The organism is Aliivibrio finisterrensis (genome assembly GCF_008933155.1).
GTDB classification, from domain to species: domain Bacteria; phylum Pseudomonadota; class Gammaproteobacteria; order Enterobacterales; family Vibrionaceae; genus Aliivibrio; species Aliivibrio finisterrensis.
The window spans coordinates 224550-247892 of record NZ_WBVP01000003.1; the positions used below are offsets into that span (position 1 = coordinate 224550).

Consider the following 23343-nt stretch of genomic DNA (forward strand, 5'->3'; position numbering starts at 1 on the left):
TAATGAGCACAGAAAACCTTGAGTATTTATTAGAAAGGCTGATTACAGTTAATGAACAAATACTAGAAACTGTTACAGATATAAAATCTGAAGTTCAAGAAATCAACAAAGAATTGAATTGGGTTGAAGAGCATTCATATGCGAAGGTTATCTATGATGGTTTGAACGCCATAGAGAGCAAGCTAGATACTATTGACTCAGGTATTTCAAATATCGATATCAATACAACAGGACTTTAGCCCCTGTTATTCAATCCCCTTTGAGAATATTGGGCTGATAGTTTCCATTGGTTTCTATTCGGCAAAACAAATTAAGAGAAATAACATGAACAATAATGATCTGGTCGCCAAACTGTGGAAATTGTGTGACAACCTGCGTGATGGCGGAGTGTCTTACCAAAACTACGTCAATGAATTGGCCTCGCTGCTGTTTCTTAAAATGTGTGAAGAAACAGGGCAAGAAGACGATCTATTGCCAGAGGGGTTTCGCTGGGCTGATCTAAAAGCAAAAATTGGTCAAGAGCAACACCAGTTTTACCGCAATATGTTGGTACAACTGGGTGCAGATGATCACGCCATTGTTCGTGCTATTTTCCAAAACGTAAACACCACCATTACTCAACCGGCACAGTTAACAGAGCTAGTGTCGAACATGGACAGCCTAGATTGGTACAGTGATGAAGATGGCGACAAAGGAAAAAGCCGTGATGACTTTGGTGATATGTACGAAGGCTTACTGCAAAAGAACGCCAACGAAACCAAATCAGGCGCAGGCCAATACTTTACGCCACGCGCATTAATCAGCACCATTGTGAGCGTTATACAACCACAACCGCGCGAGATCATTCAAGATCCGGCAGCAGGGACGGCAGGTTTCTTAATTGAAGCGGACAAATACATTAAATCAAATACCGACAACTTATTTGCACTCCCAGATGAAGATCAAGAGTTCCAAATGAAAAAAGCCTTTGTCGGTTTAGAGCTAGTGCCTGAAACGCGTCGTTTAGCCTTAATGAACTGCTTATTGCATGACATTGACGGTGATAAGAACGAAGGCGCAATCCGTTTAGGCAACACCCTAGGCAGCGCAGGTGAAAACCTACCTAAAGCCAACGTGATTTTAACCAACCCGCCATTTGGTAGTGCCTCAAGCACCAATATCACCCGTACGTTTGTTCACCCAACAGGCAACAAACAGCTTTGTTTTATGCAGCATATTTACGATGCGCTAGAGCCGGGCGGCCGTGCAGCGGTGGTTATTCCTGATAACGTCTTATTTGAAGGCGGTAAGGGCACAGAAATTCGCCGTGATTTAATGGACAAATGTAATCTACATACCATTTTGCGTTTGCCTACAGGTATCTTCTACGCGGCAGGAGTAAAAACCAACGTCTTGTTCTTCCAAAAAGGCACGCCAGAGAACCCGAACCAAGATAAAGGCTGCACTAAAGAGACATGGGTATTTGATATGCGTACCAACATGAATACCTTTGGTAAGCGCCGTCCATTAACTGAAAAGCACTTTGATGTGTTTGTGAACGCGTATGGCAGCGATGCCAACGGTTTATCTGCTCGTGAAGAAGGGATTTATGAGACGCTAGGCAACATCTTTGCTGAAGGGGAAGACTCTGTTGAGCACACTTTAGAGAACGCTCGCTTCCGCAAATTCAGCCGTGATTACATTCGTGATCAAAAAGGCGACTCGTTAGATATTTCGTGGTTGAAAGATTTAGAAGCCACCAGTGCAGAGAACTTGCCAGAGCCAGAAGTATTAGCAGGTGAAGCAATGGCAGAGTTGACTGAGGCGATGGCAGAGATTTATCAGCTGATGCAAGCGCTAGGGGCGGATGATGTGGCTGAGGGGCAGAAGTTGTTGGTGGCAGAGGCGTTTGGGTTGAGAGAGCAGGAAGAGCAGGTTTCAGGATTCAGGGGTGGGGAGCTGGGCGCTCAGGCGCAGGAAGGTGAGCTATGAGTTCGTTGCCGAAAGGGTGGGTTGAGATAAAGCTTGGCGAGTTAATTGAATTAAAATATGGAAAAGCTTTACCTGCGAAAGTTCGTGATGGTATTGGTTTTCCTGTTTATGGTTCAAATGGTATCGTTGGCTCGCATTCAGAGCCTTTAGTTTATGGAGGAGGTTTAATTATTGGACGAAAAGGCTCATTTGGGGAGGTACATATTTCGAATGATAATTTTTCACCGATAGATACAACTTATTATGTAGATACATTTCCAAGTGGAACAAAGAAATACTGGTATTATCAGTTAAAAAATCTACCTTTAACCAAGTTAAATCGTTCTACTGCAATTCCTGGTTTAAATAGAGACGATGCTTACGCGCAAATGATTTCTTTACCGCCAGATAATGAACAAAAACGCATCGTTGAAAAACTCGATGAGGTATTGGCACAGGTCGACACCATTAAAGCGCGTTTGGATGGTATACCTAGTTTGCTAAAACGCTTCCGCCAATCGGTACTCGCTTCTGCGGTTTCGGGGAAGTTGACGGAAGAATGGCGTGGAGAAAAACAATATGACGAAGAAGGTTATCCGAGTTATTGGTTACGTAAAGGTCTCGATGACTTGGGTGCATTAGCTAGAGGTAAATCAAAGCATCGTCCTCGAAATGATCCACGGTTATTCGGTGCTGAGTACCCATTTATCCAAACTGGAGAGGTTGCACAAAGTAATGGCATTATAACTAGCTGCTCCAAATGGTATAGTGAATTTGGTTTGGAGCAAGGAAAGCTCTTCTCTAAAGGAACGTTATGTATAACGATCGCTGCAAATATTGCGGACACTGCCATTCTAGGAATTGATGCATGTTTTCCTGATAGTGTTGTCGGATTTACCCCCAATAAAGACATTACATCAGCGTTGTTTGTTAAGTACTTAATTGATGTAAATAAAAATCGTCTTGAGCAGTTTGCGCCTGCTACAGCACAAAAAAATATTAACCTTAAAGTCTTAAAAAGTTTGAGTTTGCCTTACCCGAATCTCGATGAGCAAAAAGAAATTGTCCGCCTAGTCGAGCAATACTTCGCTTTTGCTGACACCATCGAAGCGCAAGTGAAAAAAGCGCAGGCGAGGGTGAATAACCTAACCCAAAGTATTTTAGCTAAGGCGTTTCGTGGTGAGTTGGTGCCGCAAGATCCAAACGATGAACCTGCGGATAAGCTACTAGAGCGCATTGCACAGGCTCGCATTGAGGCCGAAACTCTAGCCAAAGCAGCTAAAAAAGCTGAGACAGCAAGAAAGAAAGCAGAAAAAGCCATCGCTAAAGGCTAATTGATAATTTTATAAGCACGCTCCGGCGTGCTTTTTTGTGTCTACTCTTTTGTCATTCATTTCATGAGCAATTATTCTTGTCTTTATAAAATATTCTTTTAAATAGTTCTAAATCAAGAATTATGTTTCTTTTATTGGTATAATGTACCGATAAACCCAATTCGTGTTGCAATACATGAATTTAAGTCAAAGTTACAAATAATGTGATTATTTGGTATTTGCGATTTAGTTATGCATACCAATTTTCAATAGTGGAGTTAATGAGTGAAACGTTCGAATTTTTCTTTTCTTGGTTCTGATTATTCAAAGCTGCAAACACTTGGTGAGCAAGCTGAGAATAATGTTTATTGCGATCCACAGACAGCTGCATTTAAGCTTCGAGCGTATTCAGAGCTGTTGACCGAATATATATTTCACCATCTTCAGATAGAAGTAGATTCTAGCCATTCATTTCTTGAACGTTTGCGAACCCCAACTTTCATACAATCTGTTCCTCAAGAAATATTGAGTAAGTTACACGCTGTCAGAAAGCAAGGTAACAAAGCTGTCCATAATGAAATCGAGCTTATGACATCTGATGCTCTTTGGTTATTAGAGGAGTGTTATTTGGTCGGGCACTGGTTTATACAGACAATGCAAGGAAGTTATGTTTTTGTTCCTACTTTTGTTACGCCTGTTTGCCATGATAATACTCTTGAAAACTTGCGTTTAGATAACACAAAACTACAAAGTAAAGTACTTGAAAGAGCAGCTACGATTAAACAAACAGAAGCAGAGCTTGAACAGTTAAAAGAAGAATTAAAACAACGAAGGTCAGAGCGGTTATCAACAGAAGCTGCTGAGGAATCAATCAGAGAATTCCAACGTTCAGGTCGAGATGCTGCAAGTAGTATTGACCTAAAGATGGAGCAAACGCGAGCCAGAGTTTCTATTCATGATGAATTTGCGGATATCAAATTAACAAACGATCAGCAAAGGGCGCTTAATTCGATAGAGACCTTTATTAACAATCCTCAATCTGATGTATTTATTCTCCACGGTTATGCAGGTACAGGTAAAACCTTTATTACGAAAGGGGTTGTTAACTACCTAACTAATTTAGGTATGAATAGCGTTTTACTCTCACCAACGGGTAAAGCAGCAAAAGTACTTTCTGATAAAACGAATCAAAATGCATCGACTATTCATAGTGCAATTTATGATTTTCGGGATTGTTACCTTAAAGATGAGCATGATGATCGTTTACCTGTTGCTCCTGTGAAGCAGAATTTTAATAGTGATGATACGGTTTATATTGTCGATGAAGCATCGATGATTGCGGACATTTACTCCTGCACCGAAAGCGTGCAGTTTGGTTCTGGTTTCCTACTAAAAGATCTGGTCGATTTCAGTCAAAAAGTCATTGGAAACGTAGAAAATAATATTCGTAGAAAAATTATTTTTATAGGAGACAATGCTCAGTTACCTCCTGTCGGCATGAAATTTAGTCCTGCGTTATCTAATGAGTATTTAGCTGAAAACTACCAATTAAAAGTGATTGAAGAAACTCTTAAAGAGGTAGTAAGACAAGAGTCAGAAAGTGGTGTTTTGGATAATGCGACGATGCTGAGAAAGGCTATCGAAAAAAATGTGTTCAATCAGCTGGAGGTTAGCTCTGTTCAGTCAGATGTTGAATCCGTCGAATCAGAGCAGTTTATTGAGCAGTTTATGCAGTTGTGTAATGGAACGGTTGCTCAAACAAAACAAGTGATGCTAATTGGATCTTCAAATCGAATTGTTGCTGGTTATAACAAGCAGTGCCGTGAGCATTTTTTTCCAGGAGCATTAGAGCTATGCGCCGGAGATAAAATTATTTCGGTTGCCAATCATTATCGCAATGATATCGATGTCACAAATGGAGATTTTGGTTTAATTAGACAGATTCTTTCTGGTGTTGAAACTAAATGGATAACTTTCAACAAAAAGGTGGAAGGTAAAACCGAAAAAATTACAGTTGAGCTTGCCTTTCGTGATGTAGAGGTAGTGTTTAGGGATAAACTTAGCAAACCAAAGCTTATTAGAGCTAAGGTGATGGAAAAGCTACTGTATACCGAAGAGCCGTCTCTAAGTGCCGATGAATCAAGAGCACTTAATGTTGATTTTTTAAAGCGTCACCCAGAGTTAACTCGTAAAGGGAATGAAGAACAATTAAAAGCAGCTCGAAAATCTGATCCATACCTCAATGCCTTTAGAGTAAAATTTGGCTATGCGATTACTTGCCATAAAGCTCAAGGTAGTGAATGGGAACATGTTTTAGTCAACTGTAAATCTCATCAATCTCCGCTTTGCCAAGATTATTTTCGTTGGCTCTATACGGCCATTACTCGAACCTCTAAAGCATTATATGTGATTAATGAACCGAAGATAAAAATAGGTGGTAATACAACCATTGTTGGTGAAAATATCTTGAAAGCACCGATTAGTGAAGAGGTTTGTTCTATTGGTGCTTGTATTGAGGAGTTAAATCGGTACGGAATAGCTGAGAAGCAAGCGGTATTAGTTGGTTTATTAGGTAAAGTGAAAGGTTGCTTAGATGGTTCACAAATTGAAATCGTGAATATAGATCACTACCAATACCAAGAACGTTATACTTTGAAACGAGGAAATAGTACTGCTGAAGTTCAGTTTAACTATAACGGAAAAAATAAGATATCTTCAATGCAAGTAAAGAGCATCGATGATCTTTCATCTGAATTAGAAATGCGGCTTGGCAGTATTGTTGGTAGTACGTTCTTCGATAGTCTTATAACAACATCTAGAGATGAATTTCAATTTGATGAAGAGTTTCTATCTGATTTTTATCAGCGTGTGCGTGAGGTGTTTACCCCTCATGAAATAGATATTGCGAGCATTGACCAGAAACCATGGAATCAACGTTATGCATTTTCACATAGTAGCGAAGCCGCTGTTGTGGACTTCTATTACAATGGAAAGCAGCAATTTACAAAAGTTATACCAATGCCTCAACTTAGTGGTTCGAAAGCCTTATTAAGCAAAATAATAGAAATTTGGAGTGAGTCATAATGTCAGAGCAGCCATTTCGCACAGTAACTAATTTAAGGAAATCAGGCCAATTGCAAGAGGCATGGAATGTTGGCTTCCAAGCATTAGAAAGTACTCCTCAAGATTCCTATTTGAAAGGTGCTCTTTTCTGGGTTTGCTATGAATTTTTAAAACAACAGCAAGAAAAAATATCAAAGCGAGCTTCATCATCAGGAAACTTTAGGCCTAGTGACTATGAGTTTGAACAGATAGAAAATTTGCTTCAAACCGTTATGAATTTAGAAATAGAGACTGGTGGCCTAGAATACAAGATGTTGCTTGTTCAGTTTCGCAAAAATCTGGAATGGTTTCCAACATTAGTTCATTGCGTGCTTCGTCACCAAGGTGCTTTGTTTGATCACGAAACGATGCAACCGTTTCAAGCTGAAAAAGGTGAAGTACCGAGCTTAATGCTATCTTCTACAAGACAAATAGTGGCAGCTTGGCTACGTGCTAAAACGCAGTGGCAAATAGAATTTGAATCGGTGATTGCATTGATCAATTTAACTAAATCAAGCGTTACAGATACCAAGCATCTTATATGGTTAGATTATGATTATGCGAAGTGTTTAATTGTAACGGGGCAGTTGGAACAGGCGAGAGCATTGATCTTACCAATACTTAGAAAAAAACAAAAAGAGTCTTGGGCTTGGGGGGCGCTGGCAGCAACATATCGTTCAGAAAATCCAGAATTTGCGATTAAATTTTTTGCAAAAGGAATTGTTTCAGCACATGAGATAACGTTCAGCCTTCGCTTACTTAATGGGATCGTTCCATTACTAGTTGAAAAACAACGTTTTGCTGAGGCTTCAATGTGCGTAAAAACAGCGCTTTCGGTCTACCAATCAAATGGTTGGAAAGTTAAACCTGATTTAGAGCGACTTTCTCAAAATCAATGGTATGCCGCTACCGTCGATCAATCACAGCTAAATACTTATTTGAGTTCTATTTCTCTTGATGCTTCAGATTTCCTTAATGGTCCTGTTACTAAGGTAAAGGCCTTAGTTGAAAATATTCATAAATCAGAAAAAGGCTTTCATACTTTCGTTAATAAGTCCACATCATATTCAGTTCGTATGGGGGTTCACAAGGCTAAAGGTAGGCCAGAAGTCGGCAGTTACGTGGAACTCTCACTATCTCAAAAAGAGGGGGAGTTTGAAGTTGTGGCGTCAAAGCCCTGCCAAGACGGTAACATTGACGATGTGTCATACATCGAAGGGGAATTAAGGATTGCTCCCAAAGGTTTTGGGTTTGTAGAAGATACGTTTATTCCTCCTTTTGTTATTGATGAGACTCCTTCAGGAAGTCAGGTAAAAGCATTACGTGTAATGACATGGGATAAGGTTAAGTCGCGTTATAGTTGGAAGGCGATTAAGTTAACTATACTTTGAGCATTTCTATCTATGAGCCATATCGACATTAATCAATAAAGATGCAAGAACATCACTTGCTTTAAACGGACCTAGCAATGAACGAAAATAATGCACTTCAACAATTATGGGATGAGTTCTTAACTACTTGGCCGCTTGAGCGAATCGAAACGATGTCTTTATCAGAATATGTTTCAATTCAAAATAAAACGACGTTTACTTATTGGTTGGAAACCAAAACTCAACCATTGGCAAATATTAAAGGATCACCATCTCCAAAATTTGGCATTTATAAACGTAATAGTGACCCAAAAGAGCGTTCTGGAATGACGCATGGAAGTGAATACTCTTGGTGGAATAAATTTGGAAAGACTGAACAAGAAGCATTTGAGTCAGTTCGTTGTGAAATAATTAAGATAATTAAAGCGGCTGAAATAGGTGATCTAAAAAGTATTGATGACGTTACATTGGCTCCTGTATATAAATGGAAAATAGCATTTATGTATCAAAACCAAAATTCTCCGACTATCGTTAATATTTTTGCAAAAGATAAATTGGCAGAATTAACAGAGCTGCCTCAATCTTCTAGTTATCTTGATTTTTATCGTACATTGATAGCAAATTACTCAAGCAATGAGTATTTGAATATCGCAGAGTATGGACGTAAGTGCTGGAGCCTGCTTGATCATGAAATGGTTGATAGTGGTGATACATCATTTATGGAAGAAGTTGTCCTTTCAGAAGAGAAAAATACAATGTCACCCCTAAACCAAATCCTTTATGGCCCGCCAGGTACAGGTAAAACCTATCACACCATTGAGGCAGCAGTGAAAGCCGCTGAGCCAGAATATTACGCTTCATTGAATATTAATATTGAACTCGGTGCGACCGTTGAGCAACGAAAGTCACTTCAAGATAAATATAACGATCTTTCTAAAGACGGTCGAATTCGTTTTGTTACTTTTCATCAAAGCTATGGTTATGAAGAGTTTGTTGAGGGAATGAAGGCCATAACAAATGAAGATAATCAAATTGAATACCAAGTACAGTCAGGTGTATTTAAAGATATCTGCCTTGATGCCTTAGCAAGTATTAGCCACCAGCCTTCAACTCTTAAACGTGATGCTAGGATCTGGAAGCTTTCGATTGATGGAGTAAAACAGAGTAAAGCCAGAGATTATTGTTTTGCAAATGATCTCGCAGCAATTGGCTGGGGAAATGCGGGTGATATGTCGGATGAAGATCGCACTACAGATCAAATCGAGTATTTCGAGCAGCTTGGTGCATTGGCTAAATCGTCGGTAATGGAGTTCTCTGGTCGTATGGCAGAGGGGGACATTGTCGTCTGTGTTAAAGGTCAATGGTCTATTCAGGCAATTGGAGTTGTTTCTGGTGATTACCAATATCGTGAGCAGGGTATAGAAGGACGATCAGACTTTTGCCATACAATGCCAGTTAAGTGGTTAGCGAAGGACATTGACGTTAATTTATATGCACTAAATGATAATACGAGGCTGACACTTAAAACTTGTTATGAGCTCACGCGTTTTAATTCGACAGAGTTGTATGAGTTACTGAAGGGTGAAGGAGTGTCTCTAAATAACAACGAGCAATTAAACGATCAACCTCAGAATTACGTGCTAATCATTGATGAAATTAATCGTGGTAATATCTCTAAGATATTTGGTGAGTTAATTACCCTTATTGAACCTTCAAAGCGTAAAGGCTCAGATGAGTTTATTGAACTCACACTTCCTCAATCAAAGAAGCCTTTCTCTGTGCCTGATAACCTCCACATCATTGGCACCATGAATACCGCTGACCGCTCATTAGCGATGATGGATACCGCGCTGCGCCGTCGTTTTGATTTTATCGAAATGATGCCAAAACCAGAATTGTTGGCTAATACAGTCGTTGATGATATCGATCTTGAGGAACTTCTTACTGTTCTCAACGAGCGTATCGAAATCCTTTATGATCGAGAGCATACATTAGGCCATGCTTTCTTCATGCCAGTAAAAAAATTGGTTGATGCAAACCAGCAAGAAAAAGCATTTACAGCTTTAGTCTCGGTATTTCAAAACAAAATCATCCCGCTGCTAGAAGAATACTTCTTTGAAGATTGGGATAAAATTCGTTTGGTATTGGCAGATAATCAAAAAGAAGAAACACTGCAATTTGTAAGTGAAAAGCCGCTTAATAACAGCAAACTAAGCGCATTGTTTGGCAACAAGCACGGCTTAAACCAATACGGTGAAACCCAAAAACAATACATTTTGAAAAAGAAGTCGGATAGCGTTTGGAAAGATGCACAGGCATATAAAGAAATTTATGCAACAAGTGATAAGCAAGGCGAATAATCATGGCTTCGCATCCCGTTGTATTTGAGTTTGGTTATTTAACGTCTGAGAGTGACGCCGCTGATGAGAGCGGCTTTACGCTTATCTCCAAAGAGAACTTTCGCTACTTAGAGTCACTTTGTTTAACTCAGCAAGACACAGACGTTAACCAATTTTTACAGCTTAAAACACGTTATGGCTGCAAGGTGCTGCAAGTGAAAAACTATGTTGGCGTGATTTTTACGCCACATGGTGAGCATATTGAAGTGTTGCCAAAAATTGGAAAACGAGCCAGTGATAAAAAGCAGGCGATTACGGATGCTCGTAAAACGCTACTTATGATGCTCAAGCACCTTGGGGCCTTTCGTCATATATCAACCAATACGGCAAGCGTAGAAACCTTACAAATGCCATTGCTTGAAATCTTTATTGAAGAGTTCTTACAAAGCGTTAATCAATTGGTTAAGCGCGGTTTACGTAGTGATTATGTAAAAAGAGAAGATAACCTAGCCTTTCAAAAAGGAAAGTTATTAGTATCAAAACAAGTCCGCCACAATGTGGTAAATAAGCATAAATTCTATGTTGAATATGATGAGTTTTTGCAAGACAGACCTGCAAACCGTTTGCTTCGTGCTGCGCTTAAAAAAGTCTCTAATTTTACTTTTCGTCATAAAAATCAACGTTTACTGCGTGAGTTAGATTTTGCCTTTGACGGCATCCCACCAAGTACAAATCCGAAAGATGATTTTGCTCGTATTAAGCTCGATAGAGGGATGAGCTATTATCACTCGCCACTTGATTGGGCCAAACTAATTTTAGAAGGACTTTCACCATTAAGCATGAAAGGCACCGCAGAGGCTCAGTCGCTTCTATTCCCAATGGAAAGGGTATTTGAAAACTACGTTGCTTCGGTATTAGGCGAAAGTTTGCCTGAGGGCTCAACGTTAAGCACTCAGATAACGTCTAAATATTTAACTACGCACAATGGCAAAAACCAATTCCAACTCCGCCCTGATTTAATGATCACAAACTCAGACCAATCAAACATTGTGCTAGATACCAAGTGGAAGTTAATCGACCTAAATGCGTATCACTATGGCATTTCACAATCCGATCTTTACCAAATGTTCGCCTATGGACATAAATATCTAGATGGAACCGGGGATTTGTTTTTGATTTATCCAGCCCACGAGCATTTTAACACTGCCGTTGAGCACAGTTTTGAGTTTAGCGAATCGCTAAGATTATGGGTTGTTCCGTTTGTTCTGGATTTGGATGGAGAAAGTCGATTGATTTGGCCTGAAGGTTACAAATGTAGAGGTGTACTAAATTGAGAGTAGCATTAAATATTTAATAGGATCTGTTTTTCACAAGCTTATAAACACCAATGCAATCAGATGCATAGTAAGTTATTGGTATTAATAAAAGCTTAAACTCCCAATTTATCATAATGAAACTGAATTTAAATTCAGTCGTAAATGAAATTTTTAGGCAGGATACATAAATGAATACGTCAGTAGCAAATAAATCTCAATCTGCTGTAAATTGGCTTACTGGTTTTGTCGATGCAAGAAGTAATCGTACAAAACCAATTACAGCATTGTACGAATATCATATGACAAATGAAGAATATCGTTCACTTAATGAACTTTTACGTGCAAGTATGCAATTTGAAATTAAGCACTCTTTTTCTAAAGAGTGGTGTGGTGCATTTACTCTGTATTGTTCAGAATGGTTTAGGCGTGAATACAGCCAAGACTGGAGTTGGCAATCTATTTTCAAAACGCTTTCTTTTACTTTATCTCCAACCCAAATTAGTGATGTAGTAGTTAGAGGGTTAACTAATTATTGGAATAAACCAATATCCAAGTTTAGCGCGAGTCATTCAGATTATTTGGGTTCTGTATTTCTTGAAGGTGGTTTACCTTCAAATCTTTTGTCGAGCGATTCAAATCATTACCAGGCGGCATTTTTCTCTATTTTTGAACGTTATCAAGATGCTAAAGATATTGGTTCGGATGCAATATATAAGTTGATTCAAGGGCGTATATCTGGTTTTCCTGAAACACTTCAGGGTGAACGAACAGTTGAACTTATTGCCAGTATGATCGATAAACTAGATTCTCTCGCTTATCAATTTGAGTTAGATAAGGAATCTAAACCAGCAGAATATTTAGATATTCAATTCCCTCGTTGGCGCGAAAGCTTTCCTTTACCGCTAGAAAACTCAACAGGCTCGGCGTTTTTAAGTCAGTTATTATCAACAGCTTCGAAAGAGGTGAGTAAAGTAGCTAAAATTAGAAAAGCATTAGGGTGTAAGCATTATATCTCGTTTTCAAATCAAGCTGTTTTTACCGAAATCACATTACCTCATTCGTGTACTTTTGAATTATCAAAGGAGCAGTTGAGTAGCAGTCGAGTTGAGATCGCTATCTTCGAAGGCGATGTTCAAATAGCATCTTTAGGCGCAGGATTTGCTCAGTTTAATGATAATAACACCTCTATTCGAATGAGAAACGCACTTGTAGAAGTTCGCAGGCACCATTCAGAAAGTGAATTATATATCGTAGCAATGCAAGCTGGTTGTAAACTTGCTGAAATTCGAATTGAGGCGAGTGCTGTTGATATTGGAGAATCCCCAGTTACATTGATAGAAAAAATAGATAAATGGCAGGTTTTAAGCCAATCGTCAGTATTAACGAAGAAAACTAAAGTAGGGATATTATTACCAGAATCCGCTACTGTTGATTTGGTTTACGGCAATGTAAGTAAATCTGAATTAATGTTTGGTGAACTTTTGCTAACTATTCTGAATGGTAAATGTGAAGTTCACATGAACCAAGATGAAAAGTATGTAATCACAACAAATTCTGATAGTTTTCAAAACAATAACTTTGTCCTAAAAGGTGATCAGCTGCCTTGGAAATCAATACCTGCTTTGGTATTTAAAGGCATACCAACAGTACATAGATATTCGATTAATTCAGAACTTGATTATACGGATAATGTATCTATTTACTTGGATAAGACACCTCTTGGTTCCTTGAGTCAATCTGAATCAAACGGAAGACAATTATTAACGGCAAGAACTGAAGATGGATTAATTCAATTAAGAAAACGAATAGGTGTGTTGCCTAAAGATTTTGATATTCAACTATGTAATGGCGACAAGCCCAACCAAGGTATTATCAAAGTAAAAACGATGTCACCATGTGTGTGTAAAATTGTTTCAGACAAGGTAACTATTCGTTCTTCAAAGATTCTAGATGGAATAAAAGAATTTTGTGTAGATGCGGTAGGAAAACCACCCTCAACAATCACCGTTCATGTGATGGCAAATATTCTATCTGCCCCGATTTTAATTGAAGTTCCTTTCCCTGCTAAAGGTGCTGTTGCTTATAATCGTCATGGAAAAACATTGCCAGATAGGCTTACTGTTGATGATTTATTAGGTAGTCGCTTGCATTTATTCTCAACAAGAGGCATTCCTGCAAATTTTCAAGTTGAAGCTATTGTTTCGTCTAATAGAAGAGGAAATCACAATAATCCTTATTTTCGTTGGAACTACCGAGTTACTGATAAGCCAGTTGAAGTGAGTCTATATGCATTAAAAGAATCAATATTAGAGCTTCTTTCTTTAACTGAACAACTTGATAGTGAAGTTGATCTTCATGTAACGGGACCTGGGAAAACGCTGAATTTTACGATTAATCATTATTCAACAATCTTAGAGCATGATCGCGCTGCAAATACGGTTTCACTTCGTTCAAAGGCATTATTGGATGCTGAAAACGTAAAATTAATGCTGATGTCTTTATCTGCACCAGACCAAAAGCCAATTAATTTACTTAGTCGTCAAAGTGAAGGTGTTGATACTGGAGAGTATGAGTTACCTTCATGCGTAAAAGAAAATGGGCCGTGGTTAATCATTCCTGCTGAAAAATCAGATGTAACTTTCCGTGCTAAATTTTTATTTGGTGGAGAATCTAAATTAAATGATGGGGAGGTGAAGAGTTTACAAAAAGCATCGAAACTGTATCACCCTCAGTATAATTCGAATGTTATTTCTGATGTATTAAAGCAGATGAGCTCTGATTGGAGTCATAGTGGTTGGCAATATATGAAAGATACATTTGCTAATTATGGTTATTTACCTCTTTCTACGTTTGAAGTCTGGCGTCATTTAGTGAGAGACCAACGTGCTCTTGCTGTCGCTTTATTTATTTTTGAAAATGATGAAAAATTCATTACTCAGCTTGAAAGTGAGTTACCCATTTTGTGGGAGTTTATCTCTATTGATAACTGGCAACATGCAGTGACATTAATGAGAAATACATTGGATAGTGTAGGTTTACCTGAGCCATTGGTTGAACAGTTAAGTAAAAATCAAATAGATAAACTTGGGCAAGCAATTCCAGCCTTATCAGGTACGGTTGTTGATTATTTAATTAACGGAACTAAACCAATAAATATGCCAGTGCCTTTAATTCAGCATATGAGTGAGGGTTGGTTTCAAGAATTACTTCATTTGCATAGTGAGGATAATAGCTGGCCAACTGAATATAGTGCTGAGTTAAAACAATGTTGTACTAATTTAAATTTATTGCCTTTTGATTTAAAAGTAAATGTGAGTTTTCAAATGGGTGTTGTGTACTTACCATTATTTGCAGCGGCAATGACATCAGACTTGATTCCAAGTGTTGTATGTAACAGCTTGCCTACCGATTCAGTATTTCATTTACGGAAATTGCGTGATTTTGATCGTGAATGGTTTGAGTCAATGTACCGTTGTTTTATCAATTACTTTGCTAATAATTCTAAATAAGGGTTAATTTATGACACGTTATTTTTCTGAACTGGTAGAGCAATCAGTATCAAGAGCGAAAGAATCAACACTTAGTGTATTGGGTGTTGCTAATCCAGAATTAAGAACTCATTTAAGTGAGTTAATGTCTATGGATTGTGGTGATTCAAATGCTTTTTTAGCACCACCATTATTTGAGCATACGTTTGGGTGGGAATTTGCAGACTCTAAAATCTCAGAATTAAAAGGTAAACTACTTTCAAACGCCGTGGTTAATGCGTTAGATGATAAAGCAAATGACCGTTATCGCTTTGAAGCGAGTTTTAGCCCATTTAAGCACCAACTAGAGGCGTGGGAAACATTATTAGCGAATGAAGCCAAATCGGTGGTTGTAACATCAGGTACAGGTTCCGGTAAAACTGAATGTTTTATGGTTCCAGTGTTGGAAGATTTGTACCGAGAATATAAAGAAACTAAAAAACCATTAGTTGGGGTGAGAGCCCTGTTTCTATATCCTCTGAATGCATTGATTAATTCGCAGCAAGAGCGTTTAAATGCATGGACTCAACATTTTGGGCAGGGAGTTCGCTACTGCTTATATAACGGTAATACAGAAAATAGTGAAAAGAAGCTTCGTAAAGCTCAAGAGCAACGTCCTAATGAAGTACTGTCTCGTGAATTAATGCGTAAAGAGCCAGCACCGATCTTAGTTACGAACGGTACGATGCTAGAATATATGCTAGTGCGCCAAGTTGATTCACCAATAATTGAACGTTCTCGAGAAGAGAAATCATTGCGGTGGATTGTGTTAGATGAGGCTCATACGTATGTAGGTTCTCAAGCTGCTGAGCTTTCACTTCAGTTACGAAGAGTATTACAAGCTTTTGGTGTTGAAGCAAAGAATGTTCGTTTTGTTGCCACTTCAGCAACCATTGCTGGTGACGATGCCACTGAACAATTAAAAAGCTATTTATCTGATTTAGCTGGTGTTTCGAGGGATCAGATCAAAGTTATTGGTGGTCGACGAGTGATCCCTGAAGTGGACTTTCGTGAAGATGAGTATTTAAGTCTAGAGCAACTTGAAGATATCGAGTCTTTAGGTGAGGAGGGGCAAAAAAGTAAGAAGGGTGACCCTGAAGTTTCTAGACGTCGTTATGAGGCACTTGAAGCATCACCTTATGCTAGAAAATTGCGAGAAGTTGTTGTTGGCAGTAAAACACCATTAACACTCAAAGAAATCAACCAATATTCTGCAGCACAACTTAATCAAAGTACTTTGCCTCAAAGCGAGCTACTTTGCTGGTTGGACTTACTTACTGGAACCAAGAAGAGTGCCTCTTCGGAAGCATTTTTAAAACTGCGTGCTCATTTCTTTCAGCGAATGACAAACGGCCTTTGGGGTTGTATTGATAAGAACTGTAAGTGTAAAAAAGGAACGGCATTAGCGAAAAACTGGCCTTTTGGGTATGTGTATTCTGTTCAGAGACAGAGCTGTGATTGCGGAGCACCTGTTCTTGAACTGAGTTTTTGCATGGAGTGTAATGAACCTCATTTAATAGGGAGAGATAAAGGCGGAGTATTAACACAATGGAATAATAATGCAGGTGATGAGTTTTCTCTTCAACATGAGTCCATTGATGAAGAGGATAGTGTTATTCAGGACTTAGATTCAAGCTCTCACTATCCGGAAATTTTTGCTTCTAAATTAGATCAAGATGGAGTGTTTACATCAATTAAGATTGGTTTAGATGGAACGTTAGGCTCAACTGATGAGCAAGCTTATGACGTAACAATCATGGAAGCACAAAATACTCAAAGCTGCAGTGATTGTGGGTTTGATGGTTATAGCGGTAGCTCTCCTTTTAGACGAGCAATGTTAGGAGCGCCATTCTATATTGCTAACGTTGTTCCTACATTACTGGAATTCTGTCCAGATATAGCGGATAACACAGGGGCAGAAGGTCCTCAATCTTTGCCTGCTCGTGGCCGTAGACTTATTACGTTTACAGATAGCCGTCAAGGTACTGCAAGGCTGTCTGTGCGGATGCAACAAGAGGCTGAACGTTCTAAATTACGTGGAGCAGTTGTAGAGATCCTACGAGAGAAGCAACTTGATCAACCTAAAAGCAATGATTTGCCAAATGAAAACGTGTCAGCCGATGAATTATTAGATCAAGCTCAAAAATTACGATCTATGGGTATGGCAGATATGGCTGACCAATTGGAACTTAAAGCAAATGCCTTAAATTTGGGAGCAACAAAAGTTGAGTTAGCGTGTATTAGCTGGGACGACATGGTAACAGCATTGGCTAAAAAAGCAGATTTCAAAGGAGCTATGTTCCTTTATAACCAATATTTATCGCCTGAAATATTTAAGCAAAGTGATGGTAGTGAGAAACTTGCCGACATGTTGTTGTTTCGAGAATTTGCTCGTCGCCCTAAAAGACAGAATAACTCAGAAACCCAAGGTCTTGTTAAAGTTGGCTATTCGGGATTAGAGAAAATTAAACATTGCCCAGAGCATTGGGAAAGTTATGGTTTTACGTTAAGTGATTGGCGAGACCTTGCTAAAGTATCTTTAGATTTCTACGTGCGTGAAAATAACTATCTTCGATTAGAAGACGGTGGGTGGTTGAAATGGATTGGAAGTAAATTTGCTTCAAAAACATTGAGAAACCCTATGTCAGAAGAACAAGATGAAGGTCGTATTAAAAAGTGGCCTCAAATTCGTAGTGCTAATCATAATAGACTAACAAAATTACTTATTCTTACATCAAAAATAGATGCGAATACTGCATATGGAAAAGATGTGATTAATAGTTGGTTGACGGCTTTGTGGAAAGACTTAACAGACAACGCTCGAATTCTTTCAGTTGATAACAACCAGTTTGCACTTGATCGCAATAAGTTTACATTTTCATTTGTAGATAAGGTATTTATCTGCCCAATAACGAATAAGCTTATTGATACGACATTTAAGGGGATATCACCTTATCTACCTCGTAAGGTAACTGAAGCTGAAAAATATTTATGTACAGAGATTGAATTTCCTTATATTTGGGAGATTGAGGCGAAGCAATTAGATTATCAAAAGGGTCTGAAATCCGTCCGAGAGCAAGTAGAAAAAGACCCTAAGGTCGCGCCTTTACGTGAGCGAAACCTATGGACCGATATCAATGATAGAGCAGTTGAAGGTGGCTTATATTATCGTACAGCTGAGCACTCAGCGCAGCAAAGTTCGGAACGATTAAATGATTATGAAGATCTATTTAAGAAAGGTAAGATCAATGTTTTAAATTGTTCTACTACAATGGAAATGGGCGTTGATATTGGTGGTATCACAGCGGTTGTAATGAATAATGTACCACCACATCCAGCTAACTATTTACAACGAGCAGGCCGAGCTGGGCGTAGTAAAGAGTCTCGTGCGATTTCTTATACTTTATGTAAAGGTAACCCGCATGATCAACAAGTATTTACAAATCCTAAGTGGCCTTTTGTAACCGCAATACCAGCTCCTTATGTTGCATTTAATTCTGAGCGTCTTGTTCAACGCCACGTGAATTCTTTACTTCTATCGATATTTTTAAAAAATGCAGTGGGAATAACATTAAAAGAAAAAACCTCTTTGAATTTAGAATGGTTCTATCTACCAGATACGAATTCTATTGGTAACCAATTCCTTGCGTGGTTAGTAAGTGATGCTAATTCTTGGGATAAAGAGATAATTTCGTTAGTTAGAGGGACCGTTTTAGCTCATAGTCAGCCTGACATATTACGTGAAAATGCAGCAAGCGTAATTAAGGTACTCAAGGATAAGTGGTTTAAAGAATATAACTACTTAGAAACAGAGTTAAAAACAGCGGATAGTGATACGCCTTATGCTTATCGTCTTGAGATTGAAAAAATTCGTTTAGGACAAGAGTATTTATTAAGAGAGTTAGCATCTAAGGCGTTTTTACCTGGTTATGGTTTCCCTACTGATGTCGTGAATTTTGATAACAATAACATTGAAGATTTTATTAGAGAGCTTAATCGTAAAGATAAGAAAAAGAATGAACGAGAAGATAATGTGTCTCGTCATAGAGGGTTACCTAGTCGTAATTTAGCGGTAGCTATTCGTGAGTATGCTCCAGGTTCTGAAATTGTTTTAGATGGTCGAGTTTTTCGCTCTGGTGGGGTTGCTCTTCATTGGCATAATGTGTCAGGTTCAGGTGGGCCAGAAGCGCAAAAGTTTGACCTTGCATGGCGATGTGATTGTTGTGGTCAAACTGGTTATAAAACTGAAGTATCTATTTCAGCATTGAATATGGTCTGTTCGAATCCTGCTTGTAGTGCGCCAATTAAAAGTCGTCATATACGACAGGTTTTACAGCCAACAGGTTTTGCGACTGATTTTTATCATGCACCAACGAATGATATATCGATGCAGAAATTTATCCCTGTTGAGGATGCGTGGGTGTCATCGGGTAAGGCTGAATCGATAGTATTACCTAATGAACGTATGGGATATATGCTATCAACGTCAGAGGGCACTGTTTTTAATCATAGTTCAGGTGAGAACGGTAAGGGTTATGCATTATGTATGTCATGTGGTCGTGCTGAGTCATTAGATAAAAATGGTGATTATCCGAAATCATTAAATCCGACAACATCTCATCGACCATTAAAAGCAGTTAAAAAAGATAAAAAAGGAGATGGTAATGTCTTGTGTGATGGTTCTGCAACGCTTATGCAGGGTATTCACTTAGGCTGTCACTCTAAAACAGATGTTTTTGAATTGGTCTTAAAACATCCTGTTAGGAATGAACACATACCAGACAATAATGAAGGAAGAATAATTGCAACAACACTGTCTGTTGCCTTGAGGTCTGCGTTGGCTGAAAAATTAGGTATTTCAACGTCTGAATTAGGTTACTCAGTACGCCCTGCAATTATTGAGGGCCACTATCCAGCGATGGTTATTCAAATCTATGATTCAATTTCAGGTGGTGCGGGTTTTGCAAGTTCAGCAAATCTGTTTATTCAAAAATTATTGAATATGATGGTGGCTAATCTGTATTGCAAAAAATGCAGCAGTGGCTGTAGTGACTGTTTATTAGAGTCGGATACTCGCCATGATATAGATTCTATTGATAGCTCTTCCACACGTGAATGGTTGGGTTCAGATTTTACCTTATTTAATTCAGTACCTGATTCGCTTAAGACATTTACTGATGGTGTATATCAACCAGCTTCGGTCGCTGCAACTATTCGAAATCAATTAAATCACGGAGCAAAAGATCTAATTCTTTGGTTGAGTGAGGATATGTCGGAATGGGATTTAACACATCCAAAGTTTAAGCGTTCTATTATTAATTATTTATCTTCTGATAATGTAGGTGTAACACTCGTTATATCGGAGAATAAGCTTGATCTTGATACCCAAGAAGAACTTTGGCTATTACAAAAATTAGGTGCAAAAATTGCTGTAGGTACACCTGAAAAATCGCAAACGATGGCCCAGTTTGTTCTAGGGGACGAATTATTTACTATCGCTAGTTCCGAAAGAGCAAACCTGTTACCTGGTAATGATTGGCACTCTGCAAATGGTATCGTTATTTTATCGAAGCAAGAAGCATTACAAAGTATTACGGAAGTTAAAATAAACCTCCAGAATGAAGCTGAAGGAGTAAGCTCTTTAAATGATTCTGTAGAAATTGTTCAACAATTTAATGGCAGATTAACTTCATTTGGTGAGGCTTTTTGGAAAGGAATGTTTAATAGCAATCCGGGCTTACTTCAGTTTCTTTCGACTGAAAAAATTGAATCGGTCACATACAGTGACCGTTATATTCAAAGTCCGTCGTCAATGCTTATGATTACTCAATTATTAGGTTTTTTATGTAAGGGTAGTAAGACAATAACTTCCTTAATTATAGAAACGCTTTATCATGAAAAAGATCAAAGTGGTAAGTATCTTCACCATGATTGGCAGGATAAAGATGATTTTATAAGTGCTTATGAGGCATGGGGTGAGTACCAAACATCAATAAAACCTCAAGTTATATGTCATATGAATAGAAGCAATATTGCTCATAGAAGACTATTAACGTTAAGGCTTTCATCCGGTAAGGAATTAATATTTAAGCTTGATCAAGGTGTTGGTTATTGGAAGTTAAGTGAACTTGGGTCTAAGTTTAATACGATAAGGTATAGCTTTCAGTCTGATTTAGACCCTCAATTGAGATCGTTAAAAGAGTTAGAAGAAAAACTAATTGTTAAGAACAGCGAAGATTGGTCTACTGATGTAACTTATAAGGTGAGGTCACTGTCGTAAAGTAATAATAGGCGCATATTATTGTATGCGCCTTTTTAGCATTATTTTGGTTAAAGGTTGATATATCTCATAGCCTTGTATGTGCTTTCCACTCACTGGGATTTATAAATATCCAATTATGATAGAGTTGGATTTTGTTAAGCAATAAATAATGTAGAAGCAATCTAAATTTTTATAGTGATTTGGGTGCAGTATCAAGCGAACCTGAAGAGTGGAAACCCTTAATAGAAAAACACTCAATAAAGCTGATTAACTGTATGTCGATGAGTGATTATGTACTTAAAAGCGCTTATCGAGCAGGACTGTATGGGATCATACGCTAGCAGGTCATATGAATTTCAAGCAATAAGAACTTTCTCAACTTGAACAGGACAAACGGAACCAACTTTACTTAGCTTAGGGGAATAAATGCGATATGTTTTGACTCTATTTTTGATTATTATGAACAGCCAAGTTATGGCAAGTTCACTAGATTACTCAATCAAGAATGGTCAGTTTTCAACAAGCTCAGGGCTAATACCAAAAGGGTGCATTGCTCAACTTTCAACTGAATTAAATGGTGATGATGTGGTGGCTTCGGTATTTATTACTCGTACGTCATTGCGAGGTTGTCAGAATTCAAATATTCCCTACTGGCTTGATGAAGCATCACTAACTTATACAATTAACCAATCCCTTGGGAATAACCAGTATAAAGTGAGCGTTTGCCAGAATGTTGAGGGCAACATGAGGCGCTTCTGTGATGCCATTTTGGTTAAATTTGTCGTTAAGGAATACCACTGTAAAGACTCAATAAAATCCGTATTAACATTGGAAAAATTGGGTACATGGTAATTCATAATTTCTTTTATTGGAGTAATTAAATGCAGCAAAAACAAGCTAATTTTCATTTTAGTTATGGAGAGATTGTTGAGTTAGCACGGCAGGGAGATACTCATAATCTATTTTGGGCGCAGTTTGGTAGTGAGCAGCAGTTTTATTCGGTTTTAAAGGTTGTTGCTAGCGGTACTTATAAGCACCTGTTTAAATCTGTATTTTTTCCTGAGAATATTGAGTCCCTCAGTGTTGATGCTCAGTTTGCTATTTTGTACAGCATTATCAATATGGGAGATAAAGCCCTATATGATGATTATTTTAATGCTGAGTACTTTTTACGCTTAACCAAGATCCAACAGGATTCGATTTATCGTCGCGTCGTTAAAACGTTTGATGACCGTGAGTTATTTGAAACACTTGAAGGAATGGAAGCTCGTTTAGGTGATAGAGCGTTAGAGCTAATCATTCCAGAACACCGAAATTTCTCATACCTTTTATCGGTAATTGATGGCACTGAACTCACTCGTTGGTTAAATAAAAAATTAAGATTAGCGCTAGGTGCTTATAAACATGCTGCTAACTACACCCCAACTGCTCGTAAGCATTTAGCTCAAGGGTATGGCGCTTGGGAAGTTTCGGAATTCCCCGAATTGACTGCTTTTTATGAGCGGTATCGACATTACTCTAACCAAGTGAATTGCGCATCGAGTGTGGATTGGCTTGTGTTGGCTATCTTAATTAATGATGACACTTTGTTTAATGAAAGCTGTAAGAATAAAGCCTTGATTAATCAGTTAGCAAGTAATGGGATGTTACCATTTGTTGAAGCGTGTGGTCGTCAGCATGGAAGGTTATATTTCGATAAGCTCATTAAACTAGGTGTTGATATTAAAGGACGAGATGGAAATAATCACTCAGCATTATTTGCAGCTTTGGCACGAAGTAGCCACGATTACAGCTTACTTGGGCAGTTGATTATCAATGGCGCGAATGTAAATCATCGTGATTTTACGCATTCAACCATTTTATATTCGTTACAATCTAATTTACCTAAAGAGGTGAACCAGCTTATGTCTGAATCAGGAGCTCTAGCGTATGGGCCTTATGCTCATATTGATAGTGTGTATTAAATCACCAATAAGTAGGGGAACTTTATGTTAACTCAAGGCGATCTTTGTCCACATTGTGGGTTGATAATTATGCTTCCAACCGATATTGAACCGAAATGTTTGGGTTGTGGGGAAGAGATAAATGAAGATGGGTGAGTTTCTCTAATGACTATTGCCGGTTATTGTTATTTAATATGTTGTTTTTAAATGCTTAGGGTGGA

General features: G+C 38.3%; 11 protein-coding genes. All 11 read left to right on the plus strand.

Annotation, left to right across the window (positions count from 1 at the left end; translation table 11 throughout):
* Positions 1–2 precede the first annotated feature (2 nt).
* The 11 genes from F8B77_RS04270 (at position 3) to F8B77_RS04320 (ending at position 23143) form a co-directional block, all read left to right on the plus strand.
* The gene (locus F8B77_RS04270) at positions 3–239 is read left to right on the plus strand and encodes a hypothetical protein (RefSeq protein WP_151654019.1); all 237 of its coding nucleotides are present in this window, start codon (positions 3–5) and stop codon (positions 237–239) included.
* A gap of 85 nt (positions 240–324) precedes the next feature.
* Complete coding sequence (locus tag F8B77_RS04275) at positions 325–1971, plus strand: N-6 DNA methylase (RefSeq protein WP_151654021.1); 1647 nt, start codon at positions 325–327, stop codon at positions 1969–1971.
* Positions 1968–3284 (plus strand): restriction endonuclease subunit S, encoded by a 1317-nt coding sequence (locus F8B77_RS04280; protein ID WP_151654023.1) that lies wholly within the window; start codon positions 1968–1970, stop codon positions 3282–3284. Before F8B77_RS04275 ends, F8B77_RS04280 begins: the two co-directional genes overlap by 4 nt.
* Positions 3285–3548: 264 nt before the next feature.
* Complete coding sequence (locus F8B77_RS04285; protein ID WP_151654025.1) at positions 3549–6347, plus strand: ATP-dependent DNA helicase; 2799 nt, start codon at positions 3549–3551, stop codon at positions 6345–6347.
* A gap of 50 nt (positions 6348–6397) precedes the next feature.
* Positions 6398–7756: a tetratricopeptide repeat protein gene (locus tag F8B77_RS04290; RefSeq protein ID WP_244298196.1), complete on the plus strand. Its 1359-nt coding sequence runs from the start codon at positions 6398–6400 to the stop codon at positions 7754–7756.
* 77 nt (positions 7757–7833) lie between these two features.
* Complete coding sequence (locus F8B77_RS04295; protein ID WP_151654029.1) at positions 7834–10095, plus strand: AAA family ATPase; 2262 nt, start codon at positions 7834–7836, stop codon at positions 10093–10095.
* A gap of 2 nt (positions 10096–10097) precedes the next feature.
* A complete protein-coding gene (locus F8B77_RS04300; RefSeq protein ID WP_151654031.1) occupies positions 10098–11408 on the plus strand; it encodes an McrC family protein in 1311 nt (436 codons plus the stop codon).
* Between the two features lie 170 nt (positions 11409–11578).
* Entirely contained in the window at positions 11579–14899 is a 3321-nt protein-coding gene (locus tag F8B77_RS04305; protein WP_208846065.1) for an STY4851/ECs_5259 family protein, read from the plus strand.
* A gap of 10 nt (positions 14900–14909) precedes the next feature.
* Complete coding sequence (locus F8B77_RS04310; RefSeq protein ID WP_151654033.1) at positions 14910–21197, plus strand: DEAD/DEAH box helicase; 6288 nt, start codon at positions 14910–14912, stop codon at positions 21195–21197.
* Between the two features lie 441 nt (positions 21198–21638).
* Complete coding sequence (locus tag F8B77_RS04315) at positions 21639–22031, plus strand: hypothetical protein (protein ID WP_151654036.1); 393 nt, start codon at positions 21639–21641, stop codon at positions 22029–22031.
* A gap of 29 nt (positions 22032–22060) precedes the next feature.
* Positions 22061–23143, plus strand: a complete 1083-nt coding sequence (locus F8B77_RS04320) for an ankyrin repeat domain-containing protein (protein WP_151654039.1) — start codon at positions 22061–22063, stop codon at positions 23141–23143.
* Positions 23144–23343: the final 200 nt, after the last annotated feature.